Annotated in this window: 23 protein-coding genes; 19 read left to right on the top strand and 4 right to left on the bottom strand. The window is 67.1% G+C overall.

From position 1 onward, the window contains the following. Positions 1-12: 12 nt before the first annotated feature. The 19 genes from POS17_RS18220 (at position 13) to POS17_RS18130 (ending at position 19,411) form a co-directional block, all read left to right on the top strand. Positions 13-1,338 carry a trans-sulfuration enzyme family protein gene (locus POS17_RS18220; RefSeq protein ID WP_197662853.1) on the top strand — a complete coding sequence of 442 codons (1,326 nt, stop codon included), beginning with the start codon at positions 13-15 and terminating at the stop codon, positions 1,336-1,338. Further along, on the top strand, positions 1,335-2,399 hold the full coding sequence (locus POS17_RS18215; RefSeq protein WP_082729902.1) for an OsmC family protein: 1,065 nt from the start codon (positions 1,335-1,337) through the stop codon (positions 2,397-2,399). Before POS17_RS18220 ends, POS17_RS18215 begins: the two co-directional genes overlap by 4 nt. Continuing rightward, positions 2,384-2,788 (top strand): VOC family protein, encoded by a 405-nt coding sequence (locus POS17_RS18210; protein ID WP_060839866.1) that lies wholly within the window; start codon positions 2,384-2,386, stop codon positions 2,786-2,788. The genes POS17_RS18215 and POS17_RS18210 overlap by 16 nt, the downstream gene beginning before the upstream one ends. Positions 2,789-2,797: 9 nt before the next feature. Next, positions 2,798-3,442, top strand: coding sequence for a sulfotransferase (locus POS17_RS18205; RefSeq protein ID WP_148654981.1), 645 nt, complete (start codon positions 2,798-2,800; stop codon positions 3,440-3,442). Beyond that, positions 3,435-4,106, top strand: coding sequence for an HAD-IA family hydrolase (locus tag POS17_RS18200; RefSeq protein WP_060839864.1), 672 nt, complete (start codon positions 3,435-3,437; stop codon positions 4,104-4,106). Before POS17_RS18205 ends, POS17_RS18200 begins: the two co-directional genes overlap by 8 nt. Continuing rightward, the gene (locus POS17_RS18195; RefSeq protein ID WP_060839863.1) at positions 4,084-4,518 is read left to right on the top strand and encodes a type II 3-dehydroquinate dehydratase; all 435 of its coding nucleotides are present in this window, start codon (positions 4,084-4,086) and stop codon (positions 4,516-4,518) included. Before POS17_RS18200 ends, POS17_RS18195 begins: the two co-directional genes overlap by 23 nt. Beyond that, positions 4,511-4,825 carry a phosphopantetheine-binding protein gene (locus tag POS17_RS18190; RefSeq protein WP_159426428.1) on the top strand — a complete coding sequence of 105 codons (315 nt, stop codon included), beginning with the start codon at positions 4,511-4,513 and terminating at the stop codon, positions 4,823-4,825. Before POS17_RS18195 ends, POS17_RS18190 begins: the two co-directional genes overlap by 8 nt. Continuing rightward, on the top strand, positions 4,822-8,823 hold the full coding sequence (locus POS17_RS18185) for a non-ribosomal peptide synthetase (RefSeq protein ID WP_060839861.1): 4,002 nt from the start codon (positions 4,822-4,824) through the stop codon (positions 8,821-8,823). Before POS17_RS18190 ends, POS17_RS18185 begins: the two co-directional genes overlap by 4 nt. 124 nt (positions 8,824-8,947) lie before the next feature. Then, entirely contained in the window at positions 8,948-9,340 is a 393-nt protein-coding gene (locus POS17_RS18180; protein WP_060839860.1) for a VOC family protein, read from the top strand. 42 nt (positions 9,341-9,382) lie between these two features. Continuing rightward, positions 9,383-9,736 carry a DUF1801 domain-containing protein gene (locus POS17_RS18175; RefSeq protein WP_060839859.1) on the top strand — a complete coding sequence of 118 codons (354 nt, stop codon included), beginning with the start codon at positions 9,383-9,385 and terminating at the stop codon, positions 9,734-9,736. A gap of 101 nt (positions 9,737-9,837) precedes the next feature. Beyond that, complete coding sequence (locus tag POS17_RS18170) at positions 9,838-10,578, top strand: class I SAM-dependent DNA methyltransferase (RefSeq protein ID WP_060839858.1); 741 nt, start codon at positions 9,838-9,840, stop codon at positions 10,576-10,578. Between the two features lie 24 nt (positions 10,579-10,602). Then, positions 10,603-11,223 carry a sugar O-acetyltransferase gene (locus POS17_RS18165; protein WP_082729900.1) on the top strand — a complete coding sequence of 207 codons (621 nt, stop codon included), beginning with the start codon at positions 10,603-10,605 and terminating at the stop codon, positions 11,221-11,223. A gap of 17 nt (positions 11,224-11,240) precedes the next feature. Next, positions 11,241-11,858 carry an adenylyl-sulfate kinase gene (cysC, locus tag POS17_RS18160; protein WP_060839857.1) on the top strand — a complete coding sequence of 206 codons (618 nt, stop codon included), beginning with the start codon at positions 11,241-11,243 and terminating at the stop codon, positions 11,856-11,858. Beyond that, positions 11,858-14,182 (top strand): efflux RND transporter permease subunit, encoded by a 2,325-nt coding sequence (locus tag POS17_RS18155; RefSeq protein WP_060839856.1) that lies wholly within the window; start codon positions 11,858-11,860, stop codon positions 14,180-14,182. The genes cysC and POS17_RS18155 overlap by 1 nt, the downstream gene beginning before the upstream one ends. Positions 14,183-14,212: 30 nt before the next feature. Then, positions 14,213-15,016, top strand: coding sequence for an outer membrane lipoprotein-sorting protein (locus POS17_RS18150; protein WP_060839855.1), 804 nt, complete (start codon positions 14,213-14,215; stop codon positions 15,014-15,016). Next, the gene (locus POS17_RS18145; protein WP_060839854.1) at positions 15,013-16,245 is read left to right on the top strand and encodes a hypothetical protein; all 1,233 of its coding nucleotides are present in this window, start codon (positions 15,013-15,015) and stop codon (positions 16,243-16,245) included. Before POS17_RS18150 ends, POS17_RS18145 begins: the two co-directional genes overlap by 4 nt. A 54-nt stretch (positions 16,246-16,299) precedes the next feature. Then, positions 16,300-17,469, top strand: coding sequence for a hypothetical protein (locus POS17_RS18140; RefSeq protein WP_060839853.1), 1,170 nt, complete (start codon positions 16,300-16,302; stop codon positions 17,467-17,469). A 36-nt stretch (positions 17,470-17,505) separates the two neighbouring features. Beyond that, positions 17,506-18,660 carry a bis-aminopropyl spermidine synthase family protein gene (locus POS17_RS18135; RefSeq protein WP_060839852.1) on the top strand — a complete coding sequence of 385 codons (1,155 nt, stop codon included), beginning with the start codon at positions 17,506-17,508 and terminating at the stop codon, positions 18,658-18,660. Then, entirely contained in the window at positions 18,650-19,411 is a 762-nt protein-coding gene (locus tag POS17_RS18130; protein ID WP_060839851.1) for a PIG-L deacetylase family protein, read from the top strand. Before POS17_RS18135 ends, POS17_RS18130 begins: the two co-directional genes overlap by 11 nt. On the opposite strand, the gene POS17_RS18125 is transcribed toward POS17_RS18130, so the two are convergent. From POS17_RS18125 to POS17_RS18110, 4 genes are read right to left on the bottom strand one after another with little or no spacing between them, the layout of a single operon-like run. After that, positions 19,351-20,223: a glycosyltransferase family 2 protein gene (locus POS17_RS18125; RefSeq protein ID WP_060839850.1), complete on the bottom strand. Its 873-nt coding sequence runs from the start codon at positions 20,221-20,223 to the stop codon at positions 19,351-19,353. The genes POS17_RS18130 and POS17_RS18125 overlap by 61 nt on opposite strands. Beyond that, positions 20,223-21,602, bottom strand: coding sequence for an MATE family efflux transporter (locus tag POS17_RS18120; protein ID WP_060839849.1), 1,380 nt, complete (start codon positions 21,600-21,602; stop codon positions 20,223-20,225). The genes POS17_RS18125 and POS17_RS18120 overlap by 1 nt, the downstream gene beginning before the upstream one ends. Positions 21,603-21,630: 28 nt before the next feature. Beyond that, positions 21,631-22,719, bottom strand: a complete 1,089-nt coding sequence (locus POS17_RS31835; protein WP_060839848.1) for a Gfo/Idh/MocA family protein — start codon at positions 22,717-22,719, stop codon at positions 21,631-21,633. Beyond that, positions 22,716-23,924 carry a DegT/DnrJ/EryC1/StrS family aminotransferase gene (locus POS17_RS18110; RefSeq protein ID WP_060839847.1) on the bottom strand — a complete coding sequence of 403 codons (1,209 nt, stop codon included), beginning with the start codon at positions 23,922-23,924 and terminating at the stop codon, positions 22,716-22,718. Before POS17_RS18110 ends, POS17_RS31835 begins: the two co-directional genes overlap by 4 nt. Positions 23,925-24,317 lie beyond the last annotated feature (393 nt).

Below are 24,317 nucleotides of genomic sequence, written 5' to 3'. Positions count from 1 at the left end.
GAGGGAATGCGTGTGAACGACGTAAACAAGACCGCGGCGGAGTTTGCCAATCGTCCCGGCACCGACGCCCAGTTGCCCTGGCTCAACCAGTTGAACCGCCAGCGCCTGGCCGGCCCGGCGATGGCCAACAATCGTTGCCTGAACCAGGGCGAGACGGCAGCGACACTCTGTGTGCACGCCGGCACCTATGAGGACCCGGTGACCGGGGCGGTGGGCACGCCGATATTTCCCAGCACCACCTTCCGTTTCAGCCAGACCACCTACGAGTCGTTCCTGGAAGGCTATATCCGCGACATCCCGACCTACAGCCGCTACGGCAACCCGGGGCAATGGTCGGTGCAGTTGAAGGTGGCCGCGCTGGAAGGCGCGCAGAGCGCCCTGGTGCTGTCCTCGGGCATGGCGGCGATCTCCTCGACCCTGTTCGCCCTGACCAATCGCAACGGCCACATCATTTCCTCCTATGACCTGTACGGCGGCAGCTACAGTCTGCTGCACGCCGATATCGGTCAGGCCGGGCGCTCGGTGAGCTATGTCGATCCGCTGGACCTGGAAGAGATCCGCCGGGCCATCCGCCCGGAGACCCAGATCATGTTCTTCGAGCTGCTGTCCAACCCGTTGATGAAGGCCATCGATCTGGTCGCCATCGCCGCGCTGTGCAAACAGCAGAACATTCTGCTGGTGGTGGACAACACCTTCCTGTCCCCCATCAGTTGCCGCCCCCTGGAGTGGGGCGCGGACATCGTCCTCCACTCGGCCACCAAGTACCTCAACGGCCACAGCGACGCCACCAGCGGCGCCGTGGCGGGCAGTCGCAAGTTGGTGGACCGCATCTGGGCCCAGCTGCTGCGCTTTGGCGGCAGCCTCGACCCCTTCGTGTGCTTTCTCCTGGAGCGGGGCATGAAGACCCTGGCGGTGCGCATGCAGGCCCACGCCGCTGGCGCCCGGCAGGTCACGGCTTTTCTCGAACGGCATCCGCAGGTCAAGCGGGTGCATTCGCTGTACGCCCAGGACTATGCCCATCCCCATCTGTACCAGTACGCCGGCCAGGCCACCTGCGGCATGCTCAGCTTTGAGCTGGAGGGCGGCGATGCCGCGGCGCTGGCGCTGCTGGAGCACCTGCGGCTGATCACCTGCGCCACCAGCCTGGGCGGCGTGGAGTCCCTGGTGAGCCTGCCGTTCAACACCTCCCACAGCGGCTTGACCCGCGAGCAGCAGACCCGGATCGGCCTCAACCCCGGGCTGGTGCGGCTGTCGGTGGGGATCGAGGACCCCGACGACCTGTGTGCCGACCTCGAACAGGCCCTGCAGCAGGTCTATCAAGGAGGCGAGCAGCCATGAGAAACGGTATGAACATCTCGGGTTTCAGCGAGATCGTCCACGAGATCCAGCAAGAGCCGGCCCAGGCGATCTTCCGCTATGGGGCCTACGCCCAGTATTCGCCTGCCGCCGGCATGCTCGCCGGGGTCGCCCCGGCGACCATCGGCCTGCTGCGCGCGCCGCGGCATTTCGAGGTGCCGATCCGCCCGAGCCCGGCGTTGCAGTGCCAGGGCCTGCTGGACCCGGCGTGGCCCCAGGAACTGGCCCTGGCGGCGTTGTCCGGGTGCTTCCTGGTGTCGGCGGTTTCAGGGTTTTCCGCGCGCCGGACCACCGTGGATCACTTGTCCATGACCACCCGCGCGCACCTGCAGGAGGCCGGCGCCGCTGCGCCCCAGGTGCGCTACGAGATCCGCTCGGGAACCGACAAGAAGCTCAGCGAGGCCCTGGAGGTGATCGAGGCGGTGAAGACCCATAGCCCCAACCATCAGACCTTCGTCCAGCCCCTGGGGCTGGCGGCGCGGCTGGTGGACGCCGGGCGCCCGGGGGCCTGGCAGCACTTTGCGCCACTGGACAGCGCCCCCGCGTGCGCCGCTGAGGCACCGGGGCAGGCCCTGAGCCTGGATTGCCAGTGGCTCTACGGCACCCAGTTGCGCGCCGACTTTGCCGGGCAGGCGCCCGAGGATCGGCGCAGTTTTCCCATCGACCAGCCCAAGCAACTGGCAGGTATCGACTGGGGCCCCAACCCCCAGGAGTACCTGCTGATGGCCATCGCCGCCGATGTGCTTGCCCAACTCAGCCGCCGCCAGCAATTGCCCGGCGCGGTGCGCCTGGACATCCGCGCCATGGTGGACATCCGCGGCATGTGCGAGGTGGCACCGACCCCGGTGCACCTGCAGGACATCGAGCTTGACCTGCAGGTCGAGGGTTGGCCGGCGGCGCAACGGTCCCGGCTGCAGGCACAGCTGGCGGCGAGCATCGAGGCCTCGGTGGTCTGCGCGCTGATCCGGCACCGGGTTGCCTTCGAGTTCCAGGTCGGCGCCCGGCCGCAGCCCGAGGAGGCGCGCCAATGCCTGCCCTGTTGAGTGGCTCGACCCTGTGCTTCGTCACCCTGGCGGTACCCGACCTGGCCGCCGCCGAGGACTTCTACGTGGAGGTCCTGGGGTTGCGCGTCAGTCGGCGCTTTGCCCCGACCCGCTGGATCAGCCTGGACGTGGACGAGCAGGGCGGCGCCGGCTTCGGCCTGATCGAGGACCCGCAGCGCCCCTGGCCATCGGCGGCGGTGATGCATGACCTGCTGGTGCCCGGGCTGGATGCGCTGATCGCCCGGCTGCCGGCGGCGGTGCGGATCATCCAGCCGCCGGTGGCGACCCTCTGGGGCAGTTACAAAGCGGTGATCGAGGACCCCTTCGGCCACCGGCTGGGGCTGGTGCAGCGCGAGCCTCGGGACTTGGGTGCGCAACAGAACGACTAAGGAGCAGGGATGCTTAAGCAATATGAGTGCATGAACGTGCCGGACTGTGTCGCTGCCGATGGCGGCTGGGTGACCGTGGTGTCGGGGCTGCCGCGTTCCGGCACCTCGATGATGATGCGCGCTCTGGCCTGCGGTGGCCTGGCGCCGCTGACCGACCACCTGCGCCAGGGCGACGCGCGCAATCCCCATGGCTACTTCGAGTGGGAGGCGGTCAAGTCCCGGGACGGCTATCTGGGCTGGATGGATCAGGCCCGCGGGCGGGCGGTCAAGCTGGTGTCGCGCTTTCTCCAGCACCTGCCGGCGACCCATGGCTATCGGGTGCTGTTCATGCACCGTGAGATCGACGCGGTGATCCGCTCGCAGCGGGACATGGCCGAGCACCACAGCGGTCAGGCCTGGGGTGCGCGCGAGGCGCAGGACCTGGCCCGGTTGTATCGCGAGCACGTGGCGCAGGCCCTGGCCTGGGTCCGTCAGCGGCCCAACATGCAACTGCTGGAGCTGGACTATCAACGGATGCTGCAGGACCCGCACGGCGAGTTCGCCCGGGTCGCGGCCTTCCTGGCGCCGCAGTCCCTGGCGCTGGCCCCCATGGTGGCCACGGTGGACCGTGGCCTGGATCATCAAGCGGCGATGGAGGCTGCGGCTCATGTCTGAATCTGCGATCAAGGCGGTCATTTTTGACCTCGACGGCACACTCATCGACAGCAAGCAGGTGATCCGCGAGGCCTATCACGCGGCCCATGCCCAGGTGCTGGGGGCGGATGTCGAGCCGCCACCCTTCAGCGAATACTGCAAGCACCTGGGTCGCAGCTTCGTGCAGATCATGAAGATCATGGGGCTGCCGCCCCAGATGCATCCGGTGTTCATGCGTGAAAGCAATGCGCGCATGCAGCAGATCCGCGTGTTCGATGGCGTTCGTCCGCTGCTGGCGGGGCTGCGGGCCCGGGGCATTCCCATGGCCATTGCCACCGGCAAGGATCACTCGCGCACGGTGGCGATTCTCGATCACCTGGGCCTGCTGGAGTACTTCGCGCGGATAGTCGGCAGCGACGATGTGGCCAACCCCAAGCCGGCGCCGGACATGGCCCGGATCATCGTCGAGCACTTGCAGGTGCCGGCTGCCGGCTGCCTGTTCATCGGCGACGCCCTGGCCGACCTGCAATGCGGCGAGGCGGCGGGCATGCAGACCGCGCTGGCGCTCTGGGACCATCCCGCCGAGGACATCCGGCGCTACCCCTGCACCTATCAATTGACTGATCCACGCCAGATTCTGGCCTTGCTGGAGGTGGCCTGCCATGCCGACGTTACTCCTGCTTAATGGCCCCAACCTGGGCCGCCTGGGACAGCGTGAGCCGCAGGTCTACGGCGCCAAGAGCCTGGCCGATATCACCCGCGAGGTCAGCGCGGTGGCCGCCGCCCGCGGCTGGACGGTGCTGGCCCGGCAGAGCAATCACGAAGGCGAGCTGATCGACTTCATCGAAAGCCAGCACCAGGCCGAAGCCCTGATCATCAACCCGGGGGCCCTGATGATGTCCGGCTGGGCCCTGCGCGATGCGCTGCAGGATTACCCGGGCCGCTGGATGGAAGTGCACATATCCAACCTGTTCGCCCGCGAAGCCTTTCGCCACAGCTCCGTGCTGGCGCCCCTGTGCCACGGCTTCATCGCCGGCCTGGGCAGCGACGCCTATGTACTGGCGGCCCGGGCGCTGCTGGGAGCCGTCCATGACTAGTGCATCCTCGACGGGGCCGTTGCAGGCCCGACTGCTGGACGACGTGCTGGGGCTTTGTGCCCAGTTGCTGAAACTGGCGCCGCATCAGTTGAGCGGTGCGGCCAATTTCTTTGCCTGCGGTGGTAGCTCGCTGCAGGCCCTGCAACTGTGTGCGCTGCTGGAACAACGCCACCCGCAGCTGTGGGGCCAAGACGGTATTGACCTGACCCTGATTGTCGGCACCGCCAGCCTCGGCGAGTTCGTCACCGCGCTGCTGCGCTCGGCGGACAGCGAGCCGCAAGCGCCGATGCTGGAGGGCGAACTATGAGTCAGGCGGTGGCGACACTGATCGAGCATTGGGAGCAGCGTGGCGTCCATCTCTACGAAGAGGCCGGGCGCCTGCGCTATCGCTGCGACGAGGCTGGGCTGCCCGAGGACATCCGCCACAGCGTGGGCCACGAAAAGCACCGTCTGCTGGATTACCTGGCGCCGCCCGACCCGCTGGCGGCACCCTTGGCCGGCCTGCGCCAGGCCTACTGGCTGGGGGAGCACTCGGCCTTCAGTCAGGGCAGCGCCGCCTACCTGCACCTGGTGTATGCCGGTGCCGTACCGACGGCGGCACAGCTGCAGAGCGCCCTGGCGCGGATGCTGGTCCGGCACCCGGTCCTGGGCTACACCCTGGACGCCCATTCACCGCGCTTCAAGCCCCTGGCCACCGGGTTGCCCGGCGTCGAGCAGCAGCTCGCCGTGGCCGGCGAGCGGGCGCGGCGTTGCGCCTCCCTGGCGGACAGCTCCATGCCCATTGCGCCTCTGGCCGCGGAACAGCCGCTGCTGCGCCTGGTGCTGGTGGAGGACCACCAGGAGCGCTGCCTGCACGTGGTCTACCGACTGGCGCTGTTCGATGCGTCGGCGGTGCAGATCTTCATCAACGATCTGCTGGCGCTGGTGACGCAGGAGGCCGACGGCGCGCTCCCCGGCTATGCCCCGGGGACGCTCGCGGCCCTGAGCCGCAGCCGCCGCCTGGCGCGGTTCAAGGCCCGCCACTACTGGCAGCGCAAGATTCCCCAGCTGGCCGCCGGCCCCGATCTGCCCCTGGCCCGGCGCAGCCCCGGAGCTTCGGCGGCGCCGCGTTTCATCGAGCACCGGCGGGTCCTGGCCCCGGCGCTGCAGCAGGCCCTGGAGGCCGCGGCAAGACGCCATCAGGTGTCGCTCAACGCGACCTTGCTGACCCTGTTCCTGCAGACCCTGGCACGCTGGTCGGGCAAGGCCTCGGTGACCTGCAGCGTCATGTACAACACCCGGGCGCAGCTCGAACCGGCGCTGGCCTCGACCATCGGCAACCAGGCCGACACCCTGTTGCTGGATCTGCCGCCCCAGCCGCTGGCGTTCGCCGCCTGTGCCCGGCAGGTCCAGCAGGATCTGTACGCGGCGCTGCAGCATGGCGCCTACGACGGCGTGTCGGTGGTTCGCCAGTGGATCCGCGAGCACGACCAGCGGGCCAGCAGCGCCGAGCCGCCGATGCCCTATGTGTTTTCCTCGTTGCTGGAGATGGACCTGCCGGCCGCGCCCCTGCAGCAGACCGACCACGCGATGATGACGCCGCAGATCTGGATCGACGCCCAGGCCTTCGCCAGCGCCGACGGCCTGTGCCTGTCCTGGGACGAGCGCGAGGGGCTGTTCGAAACAGGGCTGATTGCCCAGGCCTTCGAGCATTTTCATGGCGCCCTGGAGCGCCTGGCCCTGCAGCCGCAGAGCTGGGACTTGAGCGAGCTGCCGTTGCCGCAGGCCTTGCTGGAACAGGTCGATCGTTTCAACCACCTGCAGCGGCCCCTGTCCGGGCAGGCGCTGTATCAGGGGCTGCTGCATCAGGCGGCGCAGCGCCCGGACGCCCCGGCGGTGTTGAGCGACGATGCCAGCCTGAGCTTTGCCCAGTTGCTGTGTCTGGCCAGTCGCCTGGCCAGCCACCTGAACGAGAACGGGGTAGGGCCCAGCGACCATGTGGTGGTGCGCGGCAGTCGTGACGTGGGCAACGTGGTGGCGATCTATGCAGTGCTGATGGCCGGTGCCACCTATGTTCCGGTGAGCAAGGCTTCGCCGCCGCGCCGGGTGCATTCGATCATCAATCAGGCCGCGGCCACCACGGTCCTGGGCGACGACGACGGCGACATCGCGGCGATCATCGCTTCGCCGGTGAACTGGTCGCTCAACTACCGGCACTGGCTGCAGTCGTCCGAGGCCCGGGGCCCGGCGATCAGGCCGGCCTACCCGGCGGTGGACACGGCCCTGGCCTATATCATGTTCACCTCGGGCACCACCGGTACGCCCAAGGGCGTGGCGATCAGCCATCGCGCGGCGCTCAACACCTTGCAGGACTGCCGCGAACGCTTTGCCATCGAGCCCGGGGACCGCTTGCTCGGGGTCAGTGAGTTCAGCTTCGATCTGTCTGTGTTCGACCTGTTCATGCCGGCCCTGTGCGGCTGCGCGCTGATCCTCGCGGCCAATGCCCAGCGCAGCGCTGATCCGCAAGCCTGGCTCGATGCGGCGCAGCGCCACCGGGCAAGTGTCTGGAACTCGGTCCCGGCGATCATGGAAATGGCCCTGGGCTACGCCCGGGCCGTGGACCGGCCGGACGCCCTCGCCAGCGTACGGCTGTGGATGGCCAGCGGCGACTGGATCGCCCTGGGCCTGCCCGAGCGTTTGCGGGAACTGGCCCCGGGCTCGCGCTTCGCGGCCCTGGGCGGGGCCACCGAAGCGGCCATCTGGTCCAATTGCTTCGAGGTGCAGGAGGTGGACCGGCAATGGCCGAGCATTCCCTACGGACGGCCCTTGAGCAATCAGCGTTTCTACATACTCGACGACCTGGGCCGCCGTTGTCCGCCCTCGGTCAAGGGCATGCTGTACATCGCCGGCGAAGGCCTGGCCGCCGGCTACATTCACGATCGCCAGCGTACCGATCAGGCGTTCTTCATCGAGCCCGGGTTGCAGCAGCGGGTCTACCGCACCGGCGACATGGGCCGCCTGCGCATGGACGGGGAGATCGAGTTCCTCGGCCGCCAGGACCTGCAAGTCAAGCTCAATGGCATGCGCGTGGAGCTGGCGGAAATCGAGGCGGTGCTGGCCCGGGCCCCCGGGGTGCAACAGGCGGCCACCTGCGTCGACGGCAGCGGCACCCTGTACGGCTTCTTCGTGGCCCGGGAGCCGCTGCCCAGTGGCGAGTCGGTGCTGGACTTCGCCGCCCAGTACCTCAACCCCTACATGGTGCCGGTGCGCCTGTTCGCCCTGGCGCAACTGCCGCTGACGGCCAATGGCAAAGTCGACCGCGGGGCGCTGCTGGCCTTGCTGCCGGGGCTCTGCGGGCCACAGGCACCGGCCGCGAATGCGCAGTTCTCGGCACGCCGGGACCTGCTGCTGGGCTGCGTGCAGCGGGTCCTGCCGGCGTTGCGCGAGCCCGACGCGTCTTGGTTCGACCAGGGGGCTTCGTCACTGCACGCGGTGCACATCCTGCTGGCGCTGAACAGCGAGCTGGGGCTGGACCTGAGTCTGGCGGACATCTACGCCTATCCCTCGGTCAATGCCTTGCTCGGCTACCTGCAGGGATGCGGGTCGCGGCCGCGCAATCGGGTGGACTTCTGCGCCAGCGCCGATGACCACCGGCCGCTGCTGGTGCTGGTGCACCCGGTGGGCGGCGCGCTGTCGTGCTACTGGCCACTGATTCGCCTCATGCGCGAGAGCTTCGAGGTGATCGGCCTGTGCGCCGACGCCGGCCAGCGCTTCGACAACCTCCAGGCCCAGGCCCGGGAATACCTCGGGCAGTTGCAGGAGCGCCTGCTGGCCGGGCGCCCGGTGGTGGTGGCCGGCTGGTCGTTCGGCGGCGTGCTGGCGGTGGAAATGGCCCGTCTGCTGAGTGCCGACGGGCAGGTGCGGCCGGCCCTGGTGACCCTCGACGCGGGCGCGCCGCTGGAACCGGCTCCGGAGTTGCCGCCCAGCCTGTTGCAGCAACTGTTCCAGCGCGACCTGGAGCAGTCCGCACAGATCCAGGCCCAGGGCCAGGCGCTGCCGGCCATTGCCGAAAGCGCCTCCCAGGAACGCTTTGCCCTGTTCTGTCGGCACTACGCGGCCCTGCTGGACTATCGCTACCGGCCGGTGAACTGCCCGAGCTGGCACCTGCGGGCCAGTGTCGAACACCGCTCCAGCGGCCTGCGGCCCCTGGCCGAGCAAGCCGTGGGCGAGCGTTGCCTGACCCTGACCGCGGATCACTACAGCCTGCTGTCCGGGGCCGCCCTGGAACAGGTGGTGCAGTGCCTGATGCAGGCGGCGGCCCGATGAAACCCGGGCGGCAGGGGCATTCAGTGCTGGCGCAAGTGCAGCCTTACCGGGAAAATCCACACCGGCTCGCGGGTGCCCTTCGGCACCACGAGTCGCATAAACAGAGCAATTAAGGAGTGACACTGTGAAGTTTGGATACACGATTGTTTATGTCCCCGATGTCGAAGCCTCGATCCGTTTCTTCGAAGACGCTTTCGGCTTCTCCCGGCGCTTTCTCGACGAATCCGGTGATTACGGTGAGCTCGACAGTGGCGCCACCACCCTGGCATTCGCCAGTCGCGAACTGGCCCATTCCAACTGCGAAGGCGGCTACCAGTTCTGCAGCCCCCAGCAGCAACCCCTGGGTATCGAGATCGCCCTGGTCACCGACGACGTGCCCAAGGCCCATGCCAAGGCCCTGGCCGCCGGCGCCACGGAACACGCGGCGGTGCAGAAAAAGCCCTGGGGGCAGGTGGTTTCCTATGTCCGCTGCCCGGCCGGGACCCTGGTGGAACTGTGCACCCCGGTGGGCCAGTGATTGGTCGGCCCGACCCAAGACACCGGCAGGGAGTGCCCAAGCATGCGTAAAACCGAGGATGCCGTCCTGGCCTTGCTCGAGGACATCGGCAGTACCCACGGCCACCTGCTGCAGGTGGTGCAACGGGTACGCCAGGTGGTGGAGGAGTGCTGCGGCACGGTCGCCGAATCGGTGAAGTACGGGGGGATCCTGTTTTCCCGTGTCGCGCCTTTCTGCGGGGTCTATGCCTATACCGGACACGTGTCGGTGGAGTTTGGCCAGGGCTATCTGTTCGACGACCCGCATGGGGTTCTGGAAGGCTCGGGAAAGTTTCGTCGACATATAAAGCTGCTGACACTAGCGGATGTTCAAGACAAGCAACTTGCCGATTATGTAAGGCAAGCACTCAAACACTAGTTCCTTGAACTGAACACATAACTAACGGTTGTTTCCTGCGGGGGATTCTATCCCCCGCACGGGACCTCATTGCCCTTAAAAAACACAGAGTGGAACAGCACATGAGCGATGCCAGCACCTACGGCGAAACCCTGGCCGATATCTATGACGATCTGTATGGCGAGGCTCCGGCCAATGCCATCGAAGTGCTGGTGGCCATGGCCGGCACCCGTGAACCGGTCCTGGAACTGGGCATCGGCACCGGACGCTTCGCCTTGCCGATGCGCGAGCGCGGGGTCCAGGTGCATGGCGTCGATGCTTCGCCGTCGATGCTGGAGAAACTGCGGGCCAAGCCCGGCGGCGCCGAGCTGCCGCTGACCCAGGCCGACTTCGCCACCCTCGAAGGAGTCCGCGGCGGGCCCTTCAGCCTGGCCTTCTGCACCTTCAGCTCGTTGTTCCTGCTGCCGTCCCAGGCCGCCCAGGTCAGTTGTTTCAAGGCCACCAGCGGCTTGCTCAAGACGCGCGGACGGCTGGTGATCGAAACCTTCTACCCGGACCTGTCGCGCTACGCCAAGGACCAGCCGGTGTACGTCGGCGGCCTGGAGCGCAACGAGGTGCTGCTGGAAGCCTCGCGCCTGGACCCGGTGGCCCAGCGGGTCAGCTGCCGCTTTATCCGCCTCCAGGCGCAGGGCATGCGGGTGATTCCGGTGGAGCTGCGCTACGCCTGGCCGGCCGAGCTGGACCTGATGGCCGAACTGGCCGGCATGCGTCTGCTGGAGCGCTGGTCGAGCTGGGACAAGACGCCCTTCGTCGAGGGCTCGTTCAAACATATATCCGTTTATGAAAAGTTGCCGCAGGCCTGAACTTATTGAACTTCGGAGTTGCTCATGGAAGTTCCGAAAATTGCAATTGATGCAAACCGGAAACAGCCTTCGGCCCGCGAACTCATGTTGGCCGGCGAATGGTTCTGCACCCCTGACATGGAGTTGGCACGGATGCGCATGCGTGCCCAGGAGTTACAACGGCTTTACAACAATTGTTCGCCGCTGGATATCAAGCAACAACAAGCCTTGCTGGCCCGACTGCTCAAGCGAGTGGGGCGCGACAGTTGGGTGGAAGCCAACTTCCATTGCGATTACGGCGTGCATATCGAAATCGGCGACGAGGTGTTCATCAACATGAACTGCACCTTTGTCGACGGTAACCGGATCGTCCTTGGCGATCGGGTCTACCTCTCGCCCAACGTGCAGCTGATGACCACCCGCCACCCGCTGCAGCCCGAGGCGCGCACGGTGCTGGTCGATGGCCGGCGCAAATGCGTGCAGCGCGCGGCGCCCATCGTCCTGGGCAACGACGTCTGGGTCGGTGCCGGGGCCGTGCTGCTGGGGGGCGTGGAGGTGGGTGACAACAGCGTGATCGGCGCCGGCAGCGTGGTCACCCGTTCGATTCCCCCCGGTGTGCTGGCGGCGGGTAATCCCTGCCGAATCATTCGCTCGGTCTATGAGTGAACCCATTGGATGTGCCTATGAGAGACGTGACAGTGAATATCGATGACATGAGCAAGGGCAACACCGGCGGCTTGGCCCGCGGTGGCGCAGCGGCGCTGGCCCACGGGCCGCTGTGCGTCTGGTTCACCGGCCTGTCCGGTGCCGGCAAGTCGACCCTGGCCAGGGCCCTGGAGGCTCGCCTGGGGGCGCTGGGGGCGCGGGTCAGGGTGCTCGATGGTGACGATCTGCGCAGTGGCTTGAACAGCGACCTGAAGTTCGCCGCCGCCGACCGCAAGGAGAACATTCGTCGTTTGGGGGAGGTCGCCCGGCTGTTCTACGACAGTGGCTACATCGTGCTGGTCAGCGCCATTTCGCCCTTTATCGAAGATCGCCAGCGGGCGCGGGCGCTGTTTCCTGGCGGGCATTTCCTTGAAGTGCACGTGGCCACCGCCCTGGCGCTGTGCGAGTCCCGCGACCCCAAGGGCCTGTATGCCCGGGCTCGCAGCGGCCAGTTGGCGCAATTCACCGGGATCGACAGCGCCTATGAGCCGCCACCGGCTTGCGAGTGCCAGATCGATACGGCCGGACGCAGCGTCGAGGAGGGCGTCGCCCAGTTGCTTGAGCTGATCGGTCCCGGTCCGGGAGGGCGCCGTTGATGGCCACTTCAACCTTCGAACGCTGGCTCAAGCGTTACCGCTTCTGGTTGTTCGCCCTGACGCTGATTCTGGTGGCGGTGCTGTCCTGGGGGATGACCTCGATTCGGTTCGCCGCCGACTACCGGGCGTTCTTTCCCGAGGGCGAAAAGACCGTCGAGCAACTGGATGCGCTGCATCGTCAGTTCGGCAAGTCCGACACCTTGCTGTTCGTGATCAAGAACCCCAAGGGCACGATGTTCAACCGTGCCTACCTGGAACAGCTGCATGAGCTGACCCAGCGAGCCTGGCACATTCCCCACGCCTATCGGGTCGACTCGGTGACCAACTTCCAGCATGTGTTCGCCGAGGACGACACGGTGCACGTCGAGGCCCTGGTGCGCGAACCGGCGGACCTGACGCCGGCGCATATCCAGCTGATGGAGCGCCTGGGACGCAACGACATCGAGCTGGTCAAGCGCCTGGTGTCCAGCGATGGCCAGACCGTGGGCGTGCTGGTGACCCTGCAGTTTCCGCCCCAGACCCTGGACGCGGCGCTCGCCGCCACCGCCGAAGGCCAGCGCCTGCTGGATGACTTCGCGCGCAACAACCCCGGCCTGGAAGTGCACCTGACCGGGCTGGCCGCCGTGGAGGCGGCCTACCCGCAAGCCGCGCAACAGGACATGGCGGTGCTGACTCCGCTGATGTACCTGATCATTCTCCTGGCCAGCGTGCTGATGCTGCGCAGCCTTGGCGCGCTGCTGGTGGTGTTGATCGCCATCAGCCTGGCCACTGCCGCGACCCTGGGCGCCAGCGGCTGGTTGGGGTTCGAGGCGACGGCTCTGACCGGGCTGCTGCCGACCATCGTGCTGGCCACCTCGGTGGCGGAGATCATGCATGTGCTGTCGGCGGCGCGGCAGATGAGCGGCCAGTACGGCGAGCGCCGGGTGGACCTGGCCTGTGCGGCAATCAAGGACACCATCAAGCCCATCGCCATCGGCACCGCGACCAATGCCGTGGGCTTCTACAGCCTGGTGTTCGCCGCGTCGCCGCCCTACAAGGAGTTCGGCGTGCTGGCCGCCATCGGCGCGGTGATGGCGCTGCTGGTGACCCTCTCGGTGGCCGCGGTGCTGATTCCGCTGCTGCGCCTCAAGCCGCTGGAAGGCGCGGCCAGCCGCCGCTACTCGGCGTACATGGAGCCGTTGCTGCGCTACCCGAAACTCTGCCTGCTGGGGTTCTTGGTGCTGTTCGTGCTGGCGATCGAACCGGCCCGCCACAACCTGATCAACGACCGGATCGTCGAGAACTTCGACACCAGCATCCCGGTGCGCAATGCCACCGAGTTCGCCATGGACAACCTGTCCGGCATCTATCGCCTGGAGTACGTCGCCACCTCCAGCAAGGGCGATATCTCCGACCCGGCCTTTCTGCAGGAACTCGATCGCTTCGCCCAATGGCTCAGGGTCCAGCCGGAGGTCGATTCGGTGACCACCCTCGGCGATGCCCTTAAGAAGCTCAACCAGACCATGAATGGCGGCCGGCCCGAGGACTACCGCTTGCCGGTGGACCCGGCGCTGGCGGCGCAGATGCTGCTGGTCTACGAGATGTCGTTGCCCTTTGGCCTGGACCTGGGCAGCCAGATCAACATCGACAAGTCGGCGACGCGCCTGGTGGTGACCCTGACCCGGCTCGACACCCAGCAGATCCGCGACATCAAGCAGCGGGCCGACGACTGGTGGCAGGCCAATGCCCGGCGCAGCGCGCTGATCCCGGGCCTGGGCACGGGGGAGGCGGTGGTGTTCGCCAACCTGACCCACATCAGCATCGAGTACATGGTCAACGGCCTGCTGTTCGAGTTGCTGACCATCACCCTGATGGTGGCGTTCTTCCTGCGCAATGCCGGCCTGGGGCTGATCAGCGTGCTGCCCAACGTCTTTCCGTTCTTCATCATGTTCGGCCTCTGGGGCCTGTGGCGCGGCGAGATCAACACCGCGGCGATCAACGTCTGCGTGGTGGTCTACGGCCTGATCGTCGAGGCCACGATCCACATCATGAGCCACTACAAGGGGCTGCGCCTGGAGCAGGGCCACTCGCCCCGGGAAGCCCTGCGCCTGACCTACCAGCATGTGCTGCCGTCGGTGTTCGCCAACTCGGTGATCCTCGCCTCGGGCTTCATGGTGATGACCCTCTCGCCGTTTTCCATGAACGCCGATTTCGGCCTGCTGGCGGTGATCGCGATCTTCCTCGGACTGATCTTCGACGCCCTGTGCCTGCCCCTGGTGCTGCTGACCTTCGACCGCTTTCTGTGGGGCCGTGCCGCCACCCGGCTGGCGGCCCGCGAAGCCTGACCCGACCCTCATTCAGACAAGGACTCGACCATGAATCACAAAGCCGCATTCGGCGCCTGCCTGTCACTATGCGCCCTATTGCACCAGGCACCGACCCTGGCCAGCCCGGAACAGGAACTGGGGCAGCAATACGCCCATCGCTGGCGTGACAGCGACCTGGGCTACCAGGACACCAGCGCGCGGATCCGCCTGACCCTGGTGGAGAAGGAGGGCGCCCGCACCGATCGCTTCATGCGCATGAACAGTTTCGAAACCGCCAGCACGGCGGTGGGGGACAAGGTGCTGCTGACCTTCGAGGCCCCGGAGAACATCAAGAATTCCCGGGTGCTGATCCACTCCAAGATCAAGGAAGGTGATCAGGTCTGGCTGTACCTGCCGGCCCTGAAACGGGTCAAGCGGGTGGCGGCGGCCGACCGTTCCGGCTCGTTCTCCGGCAGCGAATTCTCCTACGAGGACATCGGTTCGATGGAGGTCGGCAACTACGACTACCAGTGGCTGCGCGACGAGCCCTGCGGCGATGCCGAGTGCGCGGTGGTCAAGCAGGTGCCGCTGTACCCGTACTCGGGCTATTCGTCGATCTGGGTCTGGTACAACAAGGCCGACTACCGGCAGATGAAGACCGAGTACTACGACCGCAAGGGCAGCAAGTTCAAGACCTTGACCCTGGATGGCTACCAGCTGTTCCTGGGGCGCTACTGGCGCGCCCTGAACATGACCATGGTCAACCACATCACTGGACGCCAGACCATTCTGGTCAGCTCCGACGTGCAGTTTCGCACCGGCATCGGCGAGGACGCCTTCGAACCGGCCCGGCTCGGAAACCTGACCCAATGATCACCCGCCGTCCCGGGCTGGCGGCCCTGGTGCTGGGGCTGTGCGGCGCTGTCGCGCAGGCCCGGGCACAGGTCCAGACCCTGCCCCAAACCCAGGCGGCGGAGCAGGAACTGTCGGCGAAGATCGCCCTCAAGCGCTATTTCTTCACCTCGTCGCCCGCCGACGGGGTCGACGACGACAGCCTGCCCGGCACCGCGCAACTGGGCCTGGACTATCAGTACCTGCAGAGCTGGGACAACCTGCGCCTGCGGCTGGTGGTCAACCCGCGCTACCTCGCCAGCGCCAAGAGGGATCCGCGCCCGGACTTCTACTGGGATGAGCTCTTCGTGCTGCTGGAGCAGGACAGCCGGGAGCTCAAGGTTGGCCGGATCAAGGAACACTGGGGCGTCATGGAAACCCGTCAGTTGGTGGACGTGATCAACACCTACGACAACCTCGACGGCCTGCAACCGGAGGAAAAGCTCTCGCAGAAGGCCCTCAAGCTGGGCAGCAGCCTGGGCCCCGGGCACCTGAGCCTGTACCTGCTGGACGGCTTCGAACCGGTGCAGTTCTACCGCGAACCGGCACGCTTTGCCGCTTACCGGGTGCAGTCGGAGGCCGAGTATATCCATGGCGCCGACCGGGATGGACTGGATGTGGCGGCGCGCTATTTCGTTTCGGTGTCCGATCTGGACATCGGCCTGAGCTACTTCAAGGGCACCAACCGCGCGCCGGCGTTTCGCACCGCGGGCGACAGCCTGGTGGCCCAGTACACCGAGGTCACGCAGTGGGGGCTGGACGCCATCTGGGTCCGCGAGCAGTGGCTGTACAAGCTCGAAGCCCTGGACCAGCGGGTTTCGGACAGTGCCTACAACTCGCGCAAGCTGTCCGTCGGCCTGGAGTACGCCATCACCCGGGCCTGGCGTGACGCCGACCTGAGCCTGATCGGCGAGTACCACCGCGACCAGGATCAGCGCCTGGCCCCGGTGAGCATCTTCGACCGCAAGTTCCTGCTCGGCGCGCGCCTGGAACTCAACGATGCGCACCTGTCTTCGCTGTTCCTGGGCTACACCGCGCAGGCCTCGGACCTGGGCAACAACATGCTCAGCGCCTCCCTCGACCTGGGGCTCAGCGATGCCCTGCGGGCCGGGGTTTCCGCCGTGCTGGTCAACAGCTCCAGCAGCGATGCGGTGTGGGATGCGCTGGCCAGCGACTCCCACCTGGCCCTGGAACTTTCCTATTCATTCTGATCGCGCCGGTCACCACCGGGGCGATCCCATGCAGTCGCTATAAGGGGTAACGCCATGGAAACGCTGCTACAGATCGTCGGCTTCGGGCCCGCCGCCCTGGGCCTGTTCATTGCCGCGGACCGCAATGGACGCTTGCAGGCATTGCTCGACGGCGGGGTGCAGGTGCATGAGCGCAGTGCGTCCTTCAGTCAGTGGGCGTGCCTGGCCTACGCCATTGAGGCCAACTCGCCGATCGCGGACTTTCTCCGGGGCATCCGCAGCGATGGGGTGTTCGCCCAGTGTCTGCGCCAGCCCCGGGTGCAGCGCTGGCTGCAGAACCCGGAGCAGGTGGTGTCGCTGGTCGAAGTCTCGGCGTTCCTGCGCCAGCTGGCCCAGGTGATCCTCGATCTGTGCCGGGACCAGCCCAACGCGGCGATCCATTTTGCCCACCCGGTGGCCAGTGTTCGCAGCGCTGCCAGCGGTTTCAGCGTCCAGGGCGACTGGGGCAGCAGCCACAGCCGTTACCTGGTGCTGGCCTGTGGCGCCCGGGTGCGCGACCTGCAGCCGCAGGAGGGCGCGGCGCCAACGGCAAGCCTCAGCTGCGACCGGGTGTTGCGGGGCCAGGCCGACCCGCTGCTGCTGCAGGCCCTGGAGCAGGGCCGGCAACTGCTGGTGCTGGGGGGCAGCCACAGCGCCTTCTCCGTGGTCGGCTACCTGCTGGAACGTTTTGCCGGACGCCTGCCGACGGGGGCGATCCAGGTGCTGTGCCGCCAGCGTCCGGCACTGTGGGCGGCCTCGGCCGGGGTCGCGCCACCCTTGCAGGCCCAGGACCTGATCGACGAGGAAAGCGGCGAGGTCAACCGTTTCTGTGGCTTGCGCGGCGCCGCCCGCGACACCCTGCTGCAGATCGAGGCAGGGACCCGGGCCTGCGTCGAACTGCATATCGGCAGCGCCGATCCACGCCCCTGGCTCAGCCGCGGCGCGCTGCTGATCAATGCCACCGGCTACCGCCCGAGGGTGCCCGGGCTGCTGAATGCGGCGGGCGTCAGCCTGACCCTCGACCAGCGTGACGGCAATCTGTGCAAACACCCGCGAACCCACGAACTGATGGTCGGCGGTCAGGCGCTGCCCGGGCTGTTCGGTACCGGGCTGGGTTATGCCGACCGCCGTGGCGACACCCTGGAAGTCGGGGTCAATTTCTTTCATGGCCGTTGTGCCGGAAACATTCTGCATGCCGTGCTCTGACGGCATTTCACTTCAAGCAAAGCCACAGGAGGCTGCATGCATACAGTGACTGCAACACGTTCGGAACTTCAGGCGGCGCTGGCGACACTGCCCGGCGCGGGCGGCGCGCAACCGGCGGCGCTGGACGATCTGTTGGCCAAGCTCGGGCGCCCGCAGCGGATCTACCAACTGCTCTCGTCGCGCCTGACGGTGCGCCAGGTGCTCTGGTGCCTGGCGCAACTGCTGGCCGATGAGCGCGTGGGCCAGGTGCCGGGCACAGATGCACCGCGTTTCGTCTGGCAAGGCGCGCCGCACACGCCGGCGCCCGGGCAGGGGCTGCATCTGGTCAGCGATGACTGCCTGCAACTGAACCCGCATTTTCGCGAGATCCTTGCCGACCTCGTCAGCGACAAGCAGAACCGCTACAGCCAATCCATCGAGACTTACGAGACCCTGGTGCGGCGCTACAAGATCATGCAGAGCCTGGGCGACCTGAACCATGAGGCGCTGTTGCTGCTGGGGGACGACGCGTTGTTCTCGCTGTTTCTCGCGGTCCACGGCTACCGCCGGCAGATCGTGGTGGCGGACATCGATCCGCAGTTGCTGGCGACCATCGCCCGGGTCGCGGCGCAACAGGGGTTCGACAATATCGAGGTGGTCCACTACGACGTCTTTGAGCCGTTGCCCCCCAGCTTGCATGGCCGCTTCGACTGCTTCGCGGTCAATGGCTTCAAGGACCTGGGGGGGCTGCTGATGTTCGTCGGCCGCGCCCTGCAAGCACTCAAGGCACCGGCGGCGATGGCCAGCGGTTACCTGAATTTCGGCAGCCACGAGGTGCCCTCGACGGCCCGGGTCCAGGAGGAGGCGGAGCTCTATCAGACGCTGTTGCGCTTCGGCATGTACCTGGATTACTGCGTGCCCTGTCCGGAAACCCATGTCGGCCCGGACTTCGAAGAGGCCTTCAGCGCCAGCGCCCGGCGCCTGGCCCAGGTGCCGCCGGCCTTGCGCCTGGCGGCCTGTGCTGTCGAGCTGCAGGGGCTGTACCGGGATTTCGAGCAACTGTCCTGGGTGCAGATGGCCAATTTCCCCGACATCCAGCTCTCGCCGCTGAAAATGGGCCGTTGCCGGGTGGTGGAGCGCAACGACCGGGAGATCTCTCGTTTCCTGCGCCTGGGCCAGCTCTATGCCGGCGGCGCCATCAATGCCCGCTGAGGCGCCGCGTGGCCGTGTGGTGGTGCTGTCGCCGCACCCGGACGACGCCGTCTGGTCGCTGGGCAGCGGCCTGGAACCCTGGGCCGGGGGGCGGGAGATCGTGCTGCTGAGCCTGTTTGCCGGCGACGCCGCTTCGGCAATCGCCCGGGCCCATGCCGGCGAACAGCGCTGGCGGTGTTTTTCCAGCCCCGGGCAGCGGCGCCAGGAGGATCAGCGCGCCGCGGCGGTCCTCGGTTACACCTGTTCGAGCCTGGGGGCGCAGGATGCCGCCTTGCGCCTGGATGGCCACGGCGAGTTCGTGCATGCCAGCCCGCAGTCGCTGTTTCTCCAGCCCGACCCGGCCTCCTGGCCGGAGCCCGACCCTGGGCTGCTGCAGCGCCTGCGCGGCTGCCTGCGGCCGCAGGATGTGCTGTGCGCGCCCCTGGCCATCGGTGCCCATGTCGATCATTGCCTGACCCACCGTCTGGCGCGCACCCTGGACAACCGGCTGTTCTTCTACAGCGATTTTCCCTACGTCGAACAGTGCTCCGCACAGCTTGAGCAGGCGCATGTGCAGGCCCTGGGCCTGCGCCTGCGGGCGCGGGACATTGCCTGCTCCTGGTCACGCTGGCGCGAGGCCGCGCTGTGCTACCGCTCCCAGGTGCTGATGCTGTTTGGCAGCCAGGGGCGCTTTCTCGATGCGCTACAGCGTCACTCCCGGGCGCAGGGGGAAAGCGCGTTCTGCCGGATCTGGTCGACCCGGGCGATGTAGCGCTGCAGCGACCCGGTGGGCGACAGCAACTGGTCCAGGGCCAGGGCCTCGGCGATGGGCGCCTGGGCCTGGAACAGCGCCAGGTTGTGCCGGTGATCCTGCCAGCGCTGGGGGTTGTGATGGGACATGTGATAACCGCAGGCGGCGGGGGCCAGACTGAGCCGGACCCCGGCCCGCCACAGGCGGTAGCCCAGGTCCAGGTCTTCCATGCCCCAGCGCCGGCCATAGGAGGCATCGAAACCGCCAACTTGCTGCCAGGCGCTGCGGGACACCGAGATATTGGCTCCGGCACTGGCCAGCCACGGCCACTGGCTGGCCCGTGGATGTTCCGCGGCCTGCTCCAGGGGATTGGCGACGACGCGCGCGCCTTCGGCGGTCCAGCGCCCGGCCAGCAGATCCTCCGGCAGGATCGGCGGACAGCCGGGGCAGCCCAAGGCCGGATCGCTCAGGGTGCTCAGGGCGATCAGTTCCCGCAGGCGGCCGTGGACCAGGCCGCCCTGGGCGCGCTGGGCCTGCAGGTGAGCCTCGAAGAAACCGTCCCGGACCAGGATATCGTCGTCGAGAAACAGCAGTACCTCGCCCTGGGCCAGGCTCGCCCCGAGGTTGCGCGCCGCCGCGCGCCCTAGGCCTGGCGAGTGGAGTATCCGCACATCGCTCAAGGCGGCGAGCTGGGCCGTGACCGCCGGTTCCGCGGCGTCGGCGACGATCAGGGTTTCGAATTCGCAACGTTGCTGCTGGCGGCGCAGGCTGGCCAGGGTCAAGCGCAGGCGCTCGGCCTTGGCGTGTACCGGGATGATCACCGAAAGCCGCATCAGACCCCCTCGTCGCGCAGGGCGGCGGCCGGAGCGGCCTGGGCAGCGCGTCGGTTGAGCTGGTAGTGGCGCTGGGTCATCAGCGCCGCCGCCACCAGGTTGCCGATCAGCATGGCTTCCACCAGACCGTTGAGGCCGCGCTGCCAGTGCAAGGTCAGCAGCCAGCCCAGGGGCACCATCAGCAGCAGATAGGCAATGCCGTGGATCAGGGTGGGCGCCAGGGCGTCCTCGCGTCCGCGCAGGGCATTGGACATGACGCCCTGCCAGGCGTCGAAGGGCAGGGCCAGGGCCAGCAGCAGCGTGCTCGACAGCGCCGCCGCCAGCAGTTGCGCGTCATGGCTGTACTGCGCCAGCAGCGGTCCGGGCAGGGCACCCAGGAGCAGGGCGCACAGCGTGCTCAGCGACACCCCCAGCCACAGGCCGGCCTGGGTCGAGCGCTGGATGTCCGGCAGGTCGCGGTTGCCGTGGGCCATGCCGACCAGGATCGAGGTGGCAAAGCCTACGCCCATGGGAATCATGAACAGGATCGAACGGATGTTGACCAGCACCGCGCAGGCGGCAGCGATCAGCGGCGAGGCCACCCCGGCCATGACGGCGATCAGCATGAAGGCGCCGGCCTCGATGCCGAAGCTCAAGCCGCCGCCATAGCCGATGCGCCGCTGCATCTGCCACTGCGACCAGCCCCAGGCGAAGCGCCGGTTGATGCCGAAGTCGGCCCGGTCCGCCATGAAGCGGTGCACGTAGAGCACGATCGCCAACGCCATCAGCAGCCTGACCAGGGTGGTGCACCAGGCCGAGCCCAGGGCGCCCATTTCCGGCAGGCCGAAGGCACCGTAGACCATGGCGTAGCACAGCACCCCGTTGATCAGGTTGCCGCCCAGGATCACCAGTGTGGCGGGCATGGGCCGGGAGATGCCTTCGAGGAAGAACGAATAGGCGATGTAGATCAGGATCGCCGGCAACCCCAGGGCCACCACCCCCATCAGTTGCGCGATGGCCGCGGCCAGGTCTGCCTGGACCCCGAAGCGGCTCAGCAGGGGCAGGCTGGCGACGCTGGCCAGGGCACACAGCAGGCCCAGGCCCAGGGCCTGGACCACGCCGCGCTGGGCGGCCAGGCCGGCGGCGCGCGGGTCTTGCTGGCCGATGGCGATCGAGCCCATGACCAGGATGCCCAGCAGCAGCCCGGCGGCGATCAGCATGTAGGTGTCGGCGATGGCGTGGGTGATGGAGATCGCCGCCAGCGACTCGGTGGCGTAGCGCCCGACCATCATGGTGTCCACCAGCGACAGCAGCAGGAAGCCGATGCGCGATACCACGATCGGGCCGGAGAGTCTGGAGAGTTGCAGCAACTTGTCTTTGAGCAGGCTTGAATCGGCCATGGGATGGGCTCCTGGCTGCGGCGCGCGGTCATTGAACCGAAGGTTCGGCGCCGGATGACGATAGGTGGGGGTACAGGGCGGACATGGCCGAGGCCAGCGAGCGCAGCTTGCGGTATTCACCCTCGCGGGCCTGGGGGTTGCCGCCCAGGGTGGCCAGGTGCTGGCGGAGAAAGGTCCGGTAGGGGGCGACATTGTCCTCGGCGGCAAAGGCCAGCGGGGTTTGCCGGCCGTCCACCGTCAGCGTCAGGCTGGGTTGCGCCACCCGGTTCAGGCTGAAGCCGAAGGTGGTGTGCAGGTGCAGTTCCCCGGCACTGCCGTACAGGGTGATCCGGGTGGCGTCCCGTTCCTGGTGCGAGGCCCAGGCCGTGCTCATGCGGATCAGCGGGCCGCCCTCGACCTTCAGGCAACTGAAGGACTGGGACTCGACCTCGATGCGTGCCTCGCTGGCCAGGGCCTGGTCGGCGCGCCAGCTGGCCTGGTGCTGCCCGGCGTCGTCTGGCGCGGCCACGTGGTGGTAAAGCGCGGCCTCGACCAAGGGGTAGTCCAGCACCTGCAGCGCCACCTCCAGCAGGTGCCAGCCCAGGTCGGCGCCGGACCCGGCCAGGGCTTGATCGGCCCGGGTGAACCAGGAGCCGGGGCGCGGTATGCCGCGTTGGCGCCGCCAGCTGATATCGAGGCAGTGCAGGGTGCCGACGGCGCCGCCGGCCACCGCCGCGACCAGGGCCCGGACATCGCTGCGGTGCGAGGCCGCGGCGCTGACCAGCAGCTCGGTTGCGCCGGCCCGGCTGCGCTGGATCAGGCATTCGGCGTCTGCCAGGGACAGGCAGGCGGGTTTTTCCAGGATCACGTGCAGGCCCTGGTCCATGGCCCGCAAGGCCTGGTGCACGTGATGCACATTGGGTGAACAGATCAGCGCCAGGTTGCAGCCGTGCAAGGCCTGGGTGCTCATGCAACGGTGCCAGCGCGGCGCCGGTGACAGGGCCGGGAAGGCCTCGGCGGCGTCGACCTGGGGGTCGATCACCGAGACGATCTGCGCGTGCTGTTGCACCAGCAGCGGCGCCCAGACCTGGCGCACCACCCACCCGGCTCCGACCAGGGCGACACGGGGCTCGATCATTGCGCGCCGACCAGATGCTGGTGGACCTTGGCGATTGCCGCGGCAATGTCCAGGGTGTCCTGCTCGCTGCCGAGCAGGGCCCGGTGATGGATCCAGATACCGCGCTGGGCCATGCGCTCGCTCACCGGGCAGGCGGCAATGCACTGCTCCAGGTCCTGCCGCGTCGGCGCCGGTGCCTGCCAGTAGCTCGGTATGCGGTACAGCGCCTGGTAGGCGCGAAATGCCGGAATGCCTTCGGCCACCAGGCAGTCCACCACCTGGTTGCGGTCCAGCGGCGGCTGTCCCGGGAGGTCGTCGAGGGTGAACAGGAACATGTAGTAGGGGTGGGTGTGGGCATCCGCGGTACGCACCTGCGGCGTCACCAGCCCCTGGCGCACCAGGGTTTCGCCCAGCAGGTGGGCGTTGTGCTGGCGCACCCGGGTCTGCTGTTCCAGGCGCCCTAATTGGGCACTGAGCACGGCGGCGCTGAATTCGCTCAAGCGGGCATTGGTGCCGACCACGGTGTGCTGGTAGCTGCGATCCCCCAGGGGCCGCCCGACGTTGCCGTAGAGGAAGACCTTTTCCCGCAGTTCTTCATTGGGGCACAGCACCAGGCCGCCTTCACCGGCAGTCATCAGCTTGAAGTTCTGGAAGCTGAAGCAGGCCAGGGAGCCGTATTCGCCGATCCCGGTATCGCCCAGGCCACGTGCGCCGTGGGCGTGGGCGGCGTCCTGGATGATCACCAGTCGATGCTGGTCGGCGATGCGCGCCAGGCTGCGCATGTCGCACAGGTGCCCAGCCATGTGTACGGCAATGATTGCCCGGGTGCGCGGACCGATGGTGGCCTGCACCGCCGCCGGGTCAATGCACAGGGTATCGGCCAGCACATCCACGGCGATCGCCGTGGCGCCGATGCGCTGGCAGGCCATGGAAGTAGAGATGAAGGTGAAGGCCGGCACTATCACCTCGTCGCCGGGGCCGATACCGGCCGCCTGCAGGGCGATTTCCAGGGCTACCGTGCCGTTGCTCACGGCAAAGGCCGAATGGCCCCCATGAAGTCGGGCAAAGGCCTGCTCGAAATCGAGGTTCTCGCGGCCCTGCATGCGCCACCACTGGCCCTGATGCAGGCTGCGCAGCAGGGCGTTTTCTTCCTCGACGCCAAACTGCGGCCAGTCGGGGTAGGGCGTGTGTCGAACCGGGGTGCCGCCATGAATAGCCAGGGTCATATGTCCATTCCCTTGGAAAGGTTGAGCAAGCGACAGGCAAACAGGATCCGACCGAGATATCCGCGGGAAATCTCGGGGGCTGGAAGTGTTGTGCCTTAAGTTTTATCCGTTTGTCGGATTGGCTTGCGTTATTGCTTTTTAAGTTTCGATTAAAAGGCTGTTGGTGGGTGACTTTCAGCCAGGTGCCGAAGATAGCATGGGATTTAAAAGTCAATGCAAGGTTATTTTTAGCAATGCTTTGTAATATTATGAAATAAACTCGAAGTTGCAGTTATCGTGCGGGAATTAATTCCTGTGTTAAAAAATCGCAAACAACCTGAAGGGCCGGAAAGGCCCGTAATCTATGGGGCTTTCCTGGTTATTCAGCGGGCCTTGGTCTGCTGCTGCAAGTGC

The sequence above is a fragment of the Pseudomonas sp. Os17 genome (assembly GCF_001547895.1).
Taxonomy (GTDB): domain Bacteria; phylum Pseudomonadota; class Gammaproteobacteria; order Pseudomonadales; family Pseudomonadaceae; genus Aquipseudomonas.
This window is presented reverse-complemented; position numbering and strand designations above follow the sequence as displayed.